General features: G+C 42.6%; 16 protein-coding genes. 1 reads left to right on the top strand and 15 read right to left on the bottom strand.

Going from position 1 to position 13,680, the window contains the following annotated elements; genetic code table 11:
* Nucleotides 1-81: 81 nt before the first annotated feature.
* The 5 genes from fabD to VS868_RS04135 all read right to left on the bottom strand — a co-directional run bounded on the left by fabD (nt 82) and on the right by VS868_RS04135 (nt 3,428).
* Nucleotides 82-963, bottom strand: coding sequence for an ACP S-malonyltransferase (gene fabD / locus VS868_RS04155; protein ID WP_266070475.1), 882 nt, complete (start codon nt 961-963; stop codon nt 82-84).
* 85 nt (nt 964-1,048) lie between these two features.
* The gene (locus tag VS868_RS04150; protein ID WP_266070476.1) at nt 1,049-1,549 is read right to left on the bottom strand and encodes a pyridoxamine 5'-phosphate oxidase family protein; all 501 of its coding nucleotides are present in this window, start codon (nt 1,547-1,549) and stop codon (nt 1,049-1,051) included.
* 91 nt (nt 1,550-1,640) lie between these two features.
* The gene (locus tag VS868_RS04145) at nt 1,641-2,537 is read right to left on the bottom strand and encodes a fructosamine kinase family protein (RefSeq protein WP_345599299.1); all 897 of its coding nucleotides are present in this window, start codon (nt 2,535-2,537) and stop codon (nt 1,641-1,643) included.
* A complete protein-coding gene (locus VS868_RS04140) occupies nt 2,485-2,976 on the bottom strand; it encodes a dihydrofolate reductase (RefSeq protein ID WP_266070478.1) in 492 nt (163 codons plus the stop codon). The genes VS868_RS04145 and VS868_RS04140 overlap by 53 nt, the downstream gene beginning before the upstream one ends.
* 2 nt (nt 2,977-2,978) lie before the next feature.
* Nucleotides 2,979-3,428: a 2TM domain-containing protein gene (locus tag VS868_RS04135; RefSeq protein WP_266070479.1), complete on the bottom strand. Its 450-nt coding sequence runs from the start codon at nt 3,426-3,428 to the stop codon at nt 2,979-2,981.
* A 64-nt stretch (nt 3,429-3,492) separates the two neighbouring features.
* Here VS868_RS04135 and VS868_RS04130 point away from each other — a divergent pair, with 64 nt between their 5' ends.
* Complete coding sequence (locus tag VS868_RS04130) at nt 3,493-4,563, top strand: aminotransferase class V-fold PLP-dependent enzyme (RefSeq protein ID WP_266070480.1); 1,071 nt, start codon at nt 3,493-3,495, stop codon at nt 4,561-4,563.
* A 125-nt stretch (nt 4,564-4,688) separates the two neighbouring features.
* Here VS868_RS04130 and asnA read toward each other — a convergent pair whose 3' ends face one another.
* The 10 genes from asnA to VS868_RS04080 form a co-directional block, all read right to left on the bottom strand.
* Complete coding sequence (gene asnA, locus VS868_RS04125) at nt 4,689-5,708, bottom strand: aspartate--ammonia ligase (RefSeq protein WP_345599298.1); 1,020 nt, start codon at nt 5,706-5,708, stop codon at nt 4,689-4,691.
* A gap of 330 nt (nt 5,709-6,038) precedes the next feature.
* Entirely contained in the window at nt 6,039-6,320 is a 282-nt protein-coding gene (locus VS868_RS04120; protein ID WP_266070483.1) for a DUF427 domain-containing protein, read from the bottom strand.
* Nucleotides 6,320-7,291, bottom strand: a complete 972-nt coding sequence (gene egtD / locus VS868_RS04115) for an L-histidine N(alpha)-methyltransferase (RefSeq protein WP_345599297.1) — start codon at nt 7,289-7,291, stop codon at nt 6,320-6,322. Before egtD ends, VS868_RS04120 begins: the two co-directional genes overlap by 1 nt.
* 121 nt (nt 7,292-7,412) lie before the next feature.
* Complete coding sequence (locus tag VS868_RS04110; protein WP_266070485.1) at nt 7,413-7,826, bottom strand: energy transducer TonB; 414 nt, start codon at nt 7,824-7,826, stop codon at nt 7,413-7,415.
* Nucleotides 7,827-7,842: 16 nt separating this feature from the next.
* Nucleotides 7,843-8,217 (bottom strand): energy transducer TonB, encoded by a 375-nt coding sequence (locus VS868_RS04105; RefSeq protein WP_345599296.1) that lies wholly within the window; start codon nt 8,215-8,217, stop codon nt 7,843-7,845.
* Between the two features lie 31 nt (nt 8,218-8,248).
* Nucleotides 8,249-9,073, bottom strand: coding sequence for a thymidylate synthase (locus VS868_RS04100; RefSeq protein ID WP_266070487.1), 825 nt, complete (start codon nt 9,071-9,073; stop codon nt 8,249-8,251).
* 234 nt (nt 9,074-9,307) lie between these two features.
* Nucleotides 9,308-11,020, bottom strand: a complete 1,713-nt coding sequence (locus tag VS868_RS04095) for a nucleoside transporter C-terminal domain-containing protein (protein WP_345599295.1) — start codon at nt 11,018-11,020, stop codon at nt 9,308-9,310.
* Between the two features lie 12 nt (nt 11,021-11,032).
* On the bottom strand, nt 11,033-11,653 hold the full coding sequence (locus VS868_RS04090; protein ID WP_266070489.1) for a bifunctional nuclease family protein: 621 nt from the start codon (nt 11,651-11,653) through the stop codon (nt 11,033-11,035).
* 84 nt (nt 11,654-11,737) lie between these two features.
* Nucleotides 11,738-12,706, bottom strand: a complete 969-nt coding sequence (locus VS868_RS04085; protein WP_266070490.1) for an electron transfer flavoprotein subunit alpha/FixB family protein — start codon at nt 12,704-12,706, stop codon at nt 11,738-11,740.
* Between the two features lie 87 nt (nt 12,707-12,793).
* On the bottom strand, nt 12,794-13,540 hold the full coding sequence (locus tag VS868_RS04080) for an electron transfer flavoprotein subunit beta/FixA family protein (RefSeq protein ID WP_266070491.1): 747 nt from the start codon (nt 13,538-13,540) through the stop codon (nt 12,794-12,796).
* Nucleotides 13,541-13,680 lie beyond the last annotated feature (140 nt).

The raw sequence follows: 13,680 nt of genomic DNA, 5'->3' as shown, positions 1-13,680 counted from the left end.
TTGGTTAGCATTTCCAACCCGCAACCCGCACCTTGCAACGTTTTATAACCCGCAACCTGCAACATTTCCAACCCGCAACTCCTATACTTCTGCAGATCTTACTTCCGCACTTCGGTCTATCTTCTTTACCAGTCCCTGTAATACTTTTCCCGGACCTACTTCAATGAATTCTGAAGCCCCGTCTTTGATCATATTCTGCACACTCTGTGTCCATTTTACAGGAGCCGTTAACTGGAAGATCAGGTTTTTCTTGATTTCGGCACTATCGGTTACCGCAAAAGTCGAGACGTTTTGGTAGATAGGACAAACTGGTTTATGGAATTCAGTTTCTTCTATAGCTGCCGCCAGCTCCTCTCTTGCCGGTTCCATAAGGGGCGAATGAAAAGCTCCTCCCACAGGAAGGATCATGGCCCTTTTAGCACCTCTTTCCTTTAATTCTTCACAGGCTTTTTCTACCGCCAGCAGGTCTCCCGAGATTACCAGTTGCCCGGGGCAGTTGTAATTTGCAGCAACCACTGTACCTTTAATATCGGCACAAATCGCTTCTACCAGGTGGTCTTCAAGGCCCAAAACAGCAGCCATTGTAGATTCCTCCAGTTCACAGGCCTTTTGCATAGCCAGTGCTCTTTTGGAAACCAGTTTTAAGGCATCTTCAAACTTTAATGTTCCATTTGCAACCAGGGCCGAAAATTCTCCCAAAGAGTGCCCGGCAACCATATCTGGTTTAAAGGTATCGCCTAAAACCTTAGACAGGATTACCGAATGAAGAAATATTGCAGGCTGGGTCACTTTTGTCTTTTTAAGGTCTTCAGCGGTTCCTTCAAACATGGTTTGAGTTATAGAGAACCCCAGAATATCATTGGCTTTTTCAAAAAGTTCTTTCGCTAGAGGGGACTTCTCGTAGAGATCCTGTCCCATTCCTGTGAATTGGGCTCCCTGTCCCGGAAATACGTATGCTTTCATAACTTTAGTGATTAGGCTGCAAAATTAAGAAAATAAAAAAATCCCTACAGCAAAGCCGTAAGGGATTCCTAATATGTTAATAGGTTTAGAGGTCTAATTTGCCTTTTTCACCCACATCCTGTTTCTCACCGGTTAAAGCTCCTATACCCATTTTAAAGAGGGTGACATATTTATTGGTTTTACTATCCCAAAAATATGCCTCTACAGGCTTTACCTTTATTGCCGTGAGGTTGGGGTCATCTACGCCGTCAAACCAATTGTCGGAAGTTGAACTGTAAAGATCTTCCAGTATTTTTTTGTCTTTGGTGATCTCTGCTTCTCCATAGAGGGTAACAAATTCGTTATCATCGGGGTCGCTGTATAAGAGATGTACCTGTTCGTTGATTTGCAGGTTTTTATTGTGTTCACTATTACCTGCACTCACAAACCAGATATTTCCATTATCATCAATTTTTTTTGTCCTCATGGGAATGGCGTTGATTGGCCTTTTTTCGAGCCCAGTAACCATCATTGCTACCTTGATGTCGTCTACCAGTTCCCTTAGTTTTTTCCACGATTCTTCTTTATTTAGATTTTCTGTGCTCATATCTTATTTTAATTTAACTATTTAAATATAAAATAATTAGCGCCCTATGTGCACTAAAGAACTCCTAAAAGAAGAGCGCGGGCTGTTAAGATTATGAAAAGCGACGGATTATTTCCTCAACCTGCGGAAGGTAACTGCGGCCAAAAATGTTGAGGTGCACCAGGAGATAATAAAATTGCCAAAGAGGGATTCTTTCTTCCCATCCCTGCTGAAGCGGAAAATGCTCATTATAAATATCAAATACTTCTGAAGGAAAACCACCAAACAGCTGCATCATGGCGAGATCCATTTCTCTTGGCCCGTAGCAAACAGCAGGATCTATAAGGCAGGGCAGGCCTTCTTCATTAGTAATGTAATTTCCACTCCATAGATCTCCGTGGAGCAGGGCAGGAGCTTCCTGCGGAATTTCTTCTGAAATATTCCTGTAAAATCCTGAAAGATCGCCCAGCGAAAAGCCTCTTTCTGAAGCCATCTTCACCTGCGGTTCCAACCGCTGATTTACATAAAAACCGGCTGCCGATTCTCGCGGCTCATTGTACTGCGGAAGACTTCCAATATAATTGGATGCCGCAAAGCCGAAGCTTTCAGCAGAAGTTTTATGAAGTTGGGAAAGCTGTTTCCCAAATACCTTCCAAAAATGCCCTTTTTGAGGCTCTTCTTTTTTGTATTCCAGTAGGAGGTAAGCCTTATCACCAACTTCCCCGAGACCAAAAACAGCCGGTACATCAAAAGCATTTTCCTGCTTCAGGGTTTCCAGTCCCTGTTTTTCGGCTGCGAACATTCCGGGGAATTTGTGGGCAGAGTTGACCTTCACCACTTTTTTTCCTTCCGAAGTATTTATAAGGTACACCTGGTTGATGCTGCCGCCGGCAAGGGAATCGATACCTTTTACGGTAAAGCCATGGCTGCTTGCCAGTTCGTATATGACCTGTTGATTATTTGACACGCTCATAGGTGAGGTAGGTGAAAGCGTATTTGTGGCGCTCATCGGCAGGGTGTTCTTCTTTTGCTACCAGTTTCCAGTTCTTCTCATCAAAATCGGGAAAGTGGGTGTCGGCGTCAAAACTCCCGTGCACACGCGTGAGCTCAATGGCATCAGCTTTATCCAGAGAAAGCTTATAGATCTCGCCCCCGCCAATCACAAAAGGTTGCGGATCATCTTTCGCTGCTTCGAGTGCTTTTTCGAGGGAATTTACCACAATGGTGCCTTCGGGATTGTAATCGTCCTTGCGGGTGATGATCACGTGGGTGCGATTGGGAAGCAATTGAGGAAATGTCTCAAACGTCTTGCGTCCCATTATAATGTAGTGACCGGTAGTCAACTTTTTAAACCTCTTAAAATCGTCGGGCAGGTGCCACACCAGGTCTTTGTCTTTACCCAGTTCATTGTTCTCACCTGCAGCTGCAATCAAAGTAACTTTTCCCATTGTTAAGAATTTATTGGAGCATCAGGATCAATTGGTTTTTGGGTCGTGGGAGGAATGTATGGTTCTCCTTTTGTAGGGAGGGGATAGTCTTTTTCCACTTTCTTCTGAAGTTCGGCAATTTTCTTTTGCTGCTTCGCCACCAGTCGGTCAATCTGCTCGTTTTCCCAGTCTTTTCCAAAAAATTTATTGGTGATAAACACGTTGAAAACATGAATAAGCAGTAGCAAAGCCCAGAAGATGATGGCCCACACAAACCAGTCTATCCCAAAAGGATTAATGTTGCGGCCTATGTCAAAGATCACATTGAGCAGGATCAAAACTACCGATCCCAGTAGAAAGACTATAAAATGTTGGTACAATCTTCTTTTTTGCCGAGCCCGCATTTGTGCCCTTTCAATAAGTCTGCGTTGCTCCGGATCTATTTTTGAAGCACTATTTTTTTCCAGCCCCATATTTAAACGTAATTTTAGAGATATTCTCAAATTTATTGATTTTACTACGGAATCTTCCTTGTTTATGAAGAATTTTAAAAAACAGTTTCCTCTTTTAGAACAGTATACTTATCTCAATACTGCGGCTTCCGGTTTGTTGTCTGAAAATCTGCTGGAATTCAGGCAGGACCATGATCTCGACTTTCTCATTGGCGGCAGTTTATTTCGTGATAAACGTGACGCTCTCTTTCTAAAAGTAAGAAAAGCGGTGGGAGATCTGTTTGGCTGTGCACCCAATCTGGTAGCGCTTACGCCAAACTTTTCCTTCGGATTTAATACGTTACTGGAAGGAATTGACCACAGCAAAAAGGTGCTTTTGCTCAAAAACGATTATCCGTCGGTAAATTGGGCTGTAGAATCGCGCGGGTTTGAGGTGTGTTATGCTGAAATTGATGAAAACCTTGAAGATAATATTGCTGAAGTAGTTTCCCGCGAAAAGCCTGATATTTTTGCTTTCAGCCTTGTGCAGTACATCAACGGAATTAAAATAGATCCCGATTTTCTTCTGAAGCTTAAGGAAGATAATCCCGGGCTTCTCCTTTTCGCCGATGGCACCCAATTTTGTGGTACCGAAAAATTCGATTTTGAAGCCTCGGCACTTGATGTACTTGGGGCCAGTGCTTATAAATGGCTTAATGCCGGGTACGGGAATGGATTTTTTCTCTTCAAAGAACATATGCAGGAAAAAGTACAGTCGGGAGAATTTGAGATCAAAGACCTGCAGGGAAAGAACAAGCCTCACAAAGGTAGTTTTATAGGGACTTTTGAACCAGGGCACCTTGATACTTTAAACTTCGGAAGCCTTAAAACCGCCATAGATCTTATAAAACAGGTGGGAATAGCAGAAATTGAAAACGGCATCAAAGAACTTGCTTCCGTTGCCAAAGCTAAACTCAGTGAAAAAGGAGTGCTGGAATCTGCAGTGGTTAACCGGGAACTGCATTCTTCGATCTTTAACATCAGGGGAGATGATAAATTGTTTCAGAAGCTACGTACCAACAGGATTATCTGCTCCCAACGAGGTGAGGGGATAAGGCTTAGTTTCCACTACTTCAATTCCGAAGAAGACCTGGAAAACCTGCTGAAGCAGTTATAAAAAGGGTATCCAAAAATGCCATTTTTGAAAGGTTTTATTTTGTCTTTTCCTTTAAAATGATTGACGATAATTTAGACCTCACAGGTTTCAAAAACCTGTGAGGTCTTTGTGAAGTCTCTGTGTTTTTAAAGCAAAAACACACCTTCGGTTTTTAATTCCTGTCTCATTTCATCGGGCCAGATGCTCGCCTGTACTTCCCCAATATGTCTTTTTTGAAGCAGGAACATACACAGCCTTGACTGTCCTATCCCGCCACCAATGGTTTGAGGGAGTTTTTCTGAAAGTAGTTGGTCATGGTAGTATAAACTTTTACGGTCTTCGGCTTTTCTCTCCTGTAGTTGTAGCTCCAGGGTCTTTTTGTCTACCCGAATTCCCATTGAAGACAATTCAAAAGCCTGTTCCAGTACAGCGTTCCAGACTAAAATATCGCCGTTGAGACCTTTGGTAGAAGCCGAGGTAGGAGTACTCCAGTCATCATAATCGGGAGCCCGGCCGTCGTGTGCTTCGCCACTGTCCATTAAACCACCTATCCCAATAAGGAATACTGCTTCATATTCTTGTGCCGCACGATCTTCTCTTTGTTTCGGAGTGAGGTGAGGGTACTGCTTAAGCAGGTCTTCAGTGTGTAAAAAGGTGATTTCAGCTGGTAGGTCCTGTGAGAGCAGGGGATGTTTTTGGGTAATAGCAGCTTGTGTATCGAGTATAGCGCTATATATTTTTTTAACCTGTGCCTTCAAAAAATCGAGGTGTCTTTCTGCCGGGGTCATCACTTTTTCCCAGTCCCACTGGTCTACCGAAATGGAATGTATTGGCCCCAGTTCTTCATCGGGCCGCAGGGCTTTCATATCGGTCACTATTCCCATTCCGGGTTCAATTTCATACTCCCGCAGTCTTAATCTTTTCCATTTAGCGAGAGATTGCACCACTTCGGCGCGGCGCTCCTGCATAGCTTTTATAGGGAAACCAACCGGTCTTTCAATTCCGTTTAGATCGTCGTTGATGCCGGTGCCGTGAAGTACAACGGTGGGAGCCGATATTTTTACCAGTGAAAGCTGTGCTTTAAGGTGTTTTTCAAATTCAGATTTTACGAAGTCAACAGCTTCTTCAGTTTCAAGTTTTTGTGATAGTTGTAATGTAGTTTTCATAATGTTTGTTTTAAATGTTTAAGAAATAAAAAAGCCTGCCCCGGGAAGGAGGCAGGCTTTAAAGCACAGAGATCCTCTCCCCCGGGTGGCGGACTATTATTATTGATATTATTATTTTGAAGTCGTTTCATTATTCTGCAAAAAAAAAAGCCTTTCCGGGTGGCGGAAAGGCTTTGAATATTGTTTAAGGGATTTTTATACAATAATAGCTCTCCGCAATCTGATTTGATTCAGATTGTTATTGAAATTATTATTGTTATTATTTAAAATCACCTGGATTGTTCTTTTTTGATTTTGGTAAACTTAGGTCATTTTTTTTAAATGGCAAATTTATTTTTCTATTTTCACTCCGTTCCAGAAAGCCACGTGGTTCTTAATTTGTGCTGCCTCGGGTTTTGGATGCGGATAAAACCAGGCCGCATCGGTATTTTTTTCATCTCCCACTTTTAGGTGAAAATAAGAGGCTCTGCCTTTCCAGGGGCACACTGTATGGGTATCGCTCAGGTTGAAGAATTCAGAATTTATAGATTCCGGGGGGAAATACTGGTTGTTTTCTACTTCAACAGTTTGATCACTTTCGGCTATTACGGTGTTATTCCAAATTGCTTTCATTATTTTATTCTTTTGAAAAGATGGTTTTTAAAGCAGCTGTCTTTGTCGGCCCAACAGCCTGAAATCTCCAGTCCGGCTTCTTTGGCCAGCCAGGCTATGGAGGTGTCGTCATATTTTTGGGATACTTCGGTGTGTATGGTCTCCCATTTTTGAAAATGCACTTTAATGTCAAGAGCATTTATTGCTACAGTTTGTTCTTTTTTGCTCACCAGGAAGCTTTTGGCTACTCCTGATTCGGGATCATAAAGGGGCCAGTGCATAAAATCTTCAGGATCAAATTCGGCATCCAGTTCCCTGTTCATTCGCGTGAGCAGGTTTTTATTGAATGCTTCGGTAACTCCGGCGCCATCATTATAAGCATCCAAAATCACCTTTGGATCCTTCTTTTGATCCACTCCCATAAAGAAAAGATCTTTTTCATGCATTGCAGAAGATATCTTCTTTAAAAAGTTCACAGCTTCTTCGGGAGTGAGATTCCCAATATTCGAGCCCAGGAAAAGGATCACTTTTTTACGCTCCCGGTAATCGGCCAGGCGGCTGAGTACTTCGGCATATGTGCCCTGCTGTGGTTCTACCTCTACAGAAGGGAATTCCTGTTGCAGGCTGCCTTTTAACTGCTCGAGCACATTCTTACTGATATCTACGGGCAGGTATTTATAGTCATAGTTCTTTTCTTCAAAGTGACTTAACAGCACCTTTGTTTTTTTCCCGTCCCCGGCACCAAGTTCTATAAGGTCAAAACCTTCTAAAGAGGCAAATTCATCTCCTAATTCTTCCCTGTGGCGCTTAAGAATTTGATATTCCTTGCCCGTAAGATAGTACTCGGGCAGATCCATGATCTGCTGAAAGAGCTCGTCTCCCTTTTCATCATAAAGGAATTTTGAGCTAATTTTTTTAGGATATGAAGTAAGGCCTTTAAAGACGTCTTCGGCAAACTGAGTCTTGAATTCCGGAGGTTTGGTGTTGTTCATAAGGAAAAAAATTTCCGGCGTAATTACCTTTTTTGGGGAATAAAAAAAGGAAACCCGCAGGTTTCCTTCAAATTTAAACTTTTATGTATCCCTTTTAGTTAAAGGAATAATAAGAATAGGCTTAGAATGTAAAAGGAACTTTATAGCTCACCTCCACAGGTTTCCCGGCCATCTGCCCCGGCGTCATCGGCGGAATGGCAAGAATGATCCTCTTTGCTTCTTCATTGAGTTCCTTTTTGGCGCCTTCAACTTTAGAAATTACCGGCTTCCCTTCTTTATTGATCACAAAAGAAACTATAGCTTTCCCCCTAATGTAGTTGCCAGCTTTATCTTTTGGGAACTTGTAATTCTCCTTGAGATGCTGGGTGAGCTTCTCCTTAAAACAGGTTTTTGAATTCCCCGAAAAATCTTCACAACCCGGCCAAACCGGAGGGGTTTCTTTGGTAGTGAGCGTATTTTTGGATACACTTACACCTTCCTGGGCAAATGTTGCTCCTGCGCTAAACAGGAAAAGGACAAAAAATAATTTTTTCATGATCTGGGGCTTGTTCTTAGAAGCGGTAGGTAGTGGTAAAATTCCGGGAATCGGGCTCTCCGTTTAAAGTCCCGGGCTTCATATCTGGAATCTTTTTGAGCACTTCCCTGGCGGCTTCATTCACCAGTGGCTCCGATCCTTCAACCGAATTCACAACAACTTTCCCTTCTTCATTAATATTGAAAGATACTTTTACTTCTCCCCGAACGTAAGCATTCTGCTTCATTGGGTATTCGTAATTTTCCCTTACATGGGCATTTAGTTTTTCGTTAAAACATTCCGATTTATCTTCAGCGTCTTCACAGCCCGGCCAAACTGGTGAGGTTTGTTGCGCCTGGGCACCTGCTATTCCTCCAAAGAAAAAACATGCAATAACTAATAACTTCTTCATAATGCTTAAAAAATTTAAAATTGGACAAAAATTAAACCGCTACCTGCCCTTTTATAGCCGGATGCGGATCATAATTTTCCAATTTAAAATCTTCAAACTTAAAATCAAAAATATTTTTCACCTCAGGATTCAGTTTCATGACAGGCAAAGGCCTCGCATCCCGCGACAGCTGTAGGTTTACCTGCTCCAGGTGGTTGTTGTAAATATGAGCATCACCAAAAGTGTGAATAAAATCTCCTGCTTCATAACCACATACCTGCGCAATCATCATAGTGAGCAGGGCATAGGAAGCGATGTTGAACGGTACCCCCAGAAAAATATCTGCACTTCGCTGGTAGAGTTGGCAGGATAATTTGCCGTTAGCAACGTAGAACTGAAAAAATGCATGACATGGAGGAAGCGCGGCTTTTCCATTCGCTACATTTTCTGAAAAGGATTTTGAGGTATCGGGCAGTACCGAAGGGTTCCAGGCGGTAACCAGCATGCGGCGGCTGTTGGGGCTGGTCTTCAATGTTTCTACTACCTCTTTTATTTGATCTATATCTTCACTGTTCCAGTTGCGCCATTGATGACCGTACACCGGACCCAAATCGCCGTTCCCGTCGGCCCATTCGTTCCAGATACGCACTCCGTTTTCCTGTAAATATTTAATGTTGGTATCGCCGTTGAGGAACCAAAGCAGCTCGTAAATAATAGATTTTAGATGGAGCTTTTTTGTGGTAACCATGGGAAAACCTTCACTTAAATCAAACCGCATCTGGTAACCAAACACGCTTTTTGTGCCGGTGCCGGTGCGGTCTCCTTTTTCATTTCCGTTTTCCAGGACATGTTTTATCAAGTCGTGATACTGCTTCATTATGAATTGATTCTGAAGGGTTTATATTTTAAAGATAGTGCTGATACTTACCTGCCAAAAATGGCAAATTCCGGATCAATTTCAGCTAAAATAGAAAACTGTCCTGATTAAAGAAGTTAATTCTAAAAAGGAATTATTAGAGACTTATTAACTATCGCGTTCAGGGTTAGGTATGCCTGAGTAATAGTAATCTTGATCCCTTACTCCTGGTTCCTGATTCTCTTGAAATGAAAATTATCCAATGATCATCCCGGCAATTGTAGCCGAAAGCAAAGAAGCGAGGGTACCGCCAATAAGCGCTTTCATACCAAATTCCGACAGGGTTTTTCTCTGTCCGGGTGCCAGGGAACCAATTCCGCCTATTTGTATTCCAATAGAAGCGAAGTTGGCAAAACCACAAAGCATGTAAGTGGCCATGATGATAGATTTTTCATAGGTAAGGCTTAGCGCATTTACCGGATTCTTTAGTTCAGCCAGCTGTATATATCCTACAAATTCACTGGCTGCAAGTTTTATTCCCAGCAGCTGCCCCATGAGCATCATATCGGCTTTTGCTACTCCAATAAGCCACATGAGCGGAGCAAAAATAATTCCGAGGAGAGATTCAAGAGACAACCTGGCGTAGGGAGTGTTTGCTGCCATGATACCATTAAGGCTTGTCCAGTCTCCAATTTTTCCGAGGCCGTAGTTTATCATAGCGATAAAAGCTATAAAAACCAGGAGCATTGCAGCGACATTGGCTGCCAGTTTTAAACCTTCGGTGGTACCGTTGGCAATGGCATCTAAAATATTAGATCCAATTTTGTCCGAAGAAACTTCTACATCGGTAGTGATCTTGTCCTGCTGCGGATAAAGGATCTTTGAAATAACGATGGCTCCCGGTGCTGCCATAACCGATGCAGCCAGGAGGTGCTTTGCAAATTCTACTCTAAGCGCAGGGTCATCACCCCCCAAAAAGCCAATATAAGCAGCCAGTACGCCACCTGCCACAGTAGCCATACCGCCAATCATGACCAAAAGGATCTCCGATCGGCTCATTCTTTCAAGGTATGCCTTGATCATTAATGGGGCTTCAGTTTGTCCTAAAAAGATATTTCCGGCAACACTTAAACTTTCGGGCCCCGAGATGCCCATGAGCTTGGTTAGTACCCATGCCATTCCTTTTACCACGATCTGTATCACCCCAAGGTAGAACAGTACAGAAGTTAAGGCAGAGAAGAAAACGATGGTGGGTAATACCTGGAACAGGAAGATAAAACCATAGCTTTCTACACTCATTAGTCCGCCGAGCAAAAATTCGCTTCCTGCCGCGGTGAAATCAAGAATAAGTACAAAAAAGTAACCTACGGTCTCAAATACGTTTTGAACCACAGTGATCTTTAAAACCCCTATTGCCAAAAGAAGCTGGGCGCCTAATCCTACAAGAATAGTCTTCCAGTTTATAGCCCTGCGGTTGCTGCTAAAGATAAAAGCGAGTAAGATGAGAGAGACCATTCCCAGTGCACCTCTCCAGAAACTTGTGAAGGTAAAACCCTGGTTGGGTATTACGGTCTTTGCGGTATCTACGGGCAGTACTTCCTGTACAGTTTGTGGCACTTCCCTAAGGGAGTAGGTCACATCTCTTGTGCTAAGCACCAGCGTAGAATCGGTTAAGGTTTTTACTCTAAAGTTTTGGATACTGTCGCCCGGGCTGTCAAAGAATAGTACCAGTACATCATTTTGAAAAACATAATTCCCGGTTGATCTGGGAGCGTCTTCATTGGTAAGGGCGAGTTCAAAACCTCCATTGTCCAGTTTTAAATAGTCATTTCCGGGGGAGATGTCAAAAATGGTGTTTTGGGGGCTGCCTTCTACGGCTTCAAAATCCCAGGTTTTAGAAATTGATTGTGCAAATAATGGGGAAATTCCGAAGAAGATCAGGAACAGGAAGCACCAGATTTTATTCATTATGAATGGGGGTTATTTTCGCTTGGAGATCTCATCTCGTATACGGGCCGCTTTCTCATAATCTTCGTTTTTTACGGCCTGGTCTAGCATGTTATTGAGTTCGTTGAGTGACAGTTTCCTGTAATCGGGTTGGTCAGATTTTATCTCGACTTCCTTAGAAAAGAGTTCATCTACTATAATATCTTCTTTCTCCTGCTCTTCTTTCTCTTTTGCAGCATCTCCCTTGAGGTAGATACCGGCCTTGTCAAGAATATTTTTATAGGTGAAAATGGGCGCCTGGAACCTCAAAGCAAGTGCAATGGCATCGCTGGTCCTGGCATCAATGATCTCTTCGATTTTATCGCGCTCACAAATGAGGCTGGAATAGAAAACCCCGTCTACCAGTTTGTGAATGATCACCTGTTTTACAACGATCTCAAACCTGTCGGCAAAATTCTTGAAAAGGTCGTGGGTGAGTGGGCGTGGAGGCTTGATCTCTTTCTCAAGAGCGATAGCGATAGATTGAGCTTCAAAAGCTCCAATTACAATAGGGAGTTTACGCTCTCCTTCCACCTCACTCAAAATTAAGGCATAGGCCCCATTTTGGGTTTGGCTGTAAGAAATTCCTTTAATGTTAAGGCGCACTAAACTCATACTTCAAAAATACAAAAAAAGCTGTCTAAACGGGCAAAATACCTATCTGAGACAGCCCTTTTAACGGCTTGCAAGTTAAAAAAATTATGAGTTACCAGCCTTAAATTCCTTTAATTTTTCGGTGAGCTTTGGTACTATCTCAAAGGCATCTCCTACCACCCCGTAATCGGCAGCCTTAAAGAAAGGTGCTTCGGGGTCATTATTGATCACCACTTTTGTTTTTGAGGCACTTACCCCTGCAAGATGTTGTATTGCTCCAGAAATTCCAATAGCGATGTACAGGTTTGCTGCAACGGGTTTACCTGTCTGGCCTACGTGTTCACTATGAGGTCTCCAGCCCATGTCACTTACAGGTTTTGAGCAGGCTGTCGCTGCTCCCAGGGTTTCGGCAAGATCTTCAACCATACCCCAGTTTTCAGGACCTTTAAGACCTCTTCCGCCAGATACCACAATTTCGGCATCGGCAATAGTCACCTTATCGGCTGCTTTGTCTACGGAAACCACATTGATTGCAAAATCTCCTTCAGAAAGAGAAGGGGAAAAATCTTCTTCCGTAGCGTCGGTTTGATTTTCTTTTAATCCGAAGGCATTTTTAGAAAGCCCAATGATCTTCACATCGGTAGATAATTTGGTAAAGTTAAAAGCCTTGTTGGTGAATGCAGTCCTTTTTACCTGTAATGGATCTGTACCTTCTGGTAAAGCCACCACGTTTGAAGCGTATCCCGCCTCCAGTTGTACAGCCAATAGTGGTGCTAAATATTTTGCGTTTGCACTCTGGCTTACAACAATCACTTTTGATCCTTCCTTTTCGGCTGCCTGCTTAATGGCATCGGCGTAGGCTTTAGCATTGAATTTTTGAAGCTTTTCGTCATTTACCTTTAATACTTTGCTCACTCCATACTTCCCAAGGTCACCTGCACTTTGCGCATTAAAGGAAATAGCTGTAACTTCTGTTCCCAGCATGTCGGCAACACCTTTTGCATAAGAAGCCACCTCAAAGGCAGTCTTTTTAAATTGTCCTTCTTCCGATTCTGTATATACTAATACTGACATATTTTTTTCTTTAAATTCCAATTAACAAATTCCAAATTCCAAAGCCTTCAGTTCAAACCTTGAACCTTAAACTTTAAACCCTGGACTTTAAATTACTTTAGCCTCGTTGTGAAGCAGGTTGATCAATTCATCAAGATTATCGGCATCAACAAGCTTGATATCGCCTTTTGGTTTGGGTTTTTCGAATTTAACTGCTTCAGAATGTGTCGCTGTATCTACAGGCTCAACCACGTTAAGCGGCTTTTTTCGCGCCTGCATAATTCCGCGCATGTTAGGAATGCGAAGGTCGCTTTCCTGTACAATTCCTTTTTGAGTACCTATTACTAACGGAAGATTTGTCTTTAGTGTTTCTTTTCCTCCATCGATTTCGCGAATGGCCGTAGCTTCATTTCCTTCTACCTCCAACCCTATACAGGTGTTCACGAAATTTGCACCAATAAGACCGGCTACCATACCAGGAACCATTCCGCCGTTGTAGTCAATAGATTCGCGGCCTGCAATTATAAGGTCATAACCACCATCCTGTGCTACTTTTGCTATTTGTTTGGCAACATAGATCCCGTCTGTAGCGGGTGTGTTTACACGTATGGCGCTATCGGCACCAATAGCCAAAGCTTTTCTTAAAGTAGGTTCGGTCTCTGTGCCGCCTACGTTCACCACATCTACTGTTGCACCTTGTTTCTCTTTGAACCACATGGCCCTTGTAAGACCAAATTCATCATTTGGATTGATCACGAACTGTACCCCCGCGGTGTCGAATTTTGTATCACCTTCAGAAAAATTAATCTTTGAGGTGGTATCAGGAACGTGACTAATACACACTAATATTTTCATATATCTCAGAATTTTGTAAATAAAAATTATAAATGGATTACGAAGATACATAAAAACTGAGGAAAAATACTGTGCGTGCATAAGAAATTTTTGTTCTGAAGTTGGCCATAATCCTTATTTGAATTACTATTTTTGTGATT

This window comes from Salinimicrobium sp. 3283s (genome assembly GCF_039602225.1).
GTDB lineage: Bacteria > Bacteroidota > Bacteroidia > Flavobacteriales > Flavobacteriaceae > Salinimicrobium > Salinimicrobium profundisediminis.
Note: the sequence above shows the minus strand (reverse complement) of the source record. Positions and strands in the feature narration are given on the sequence as shown.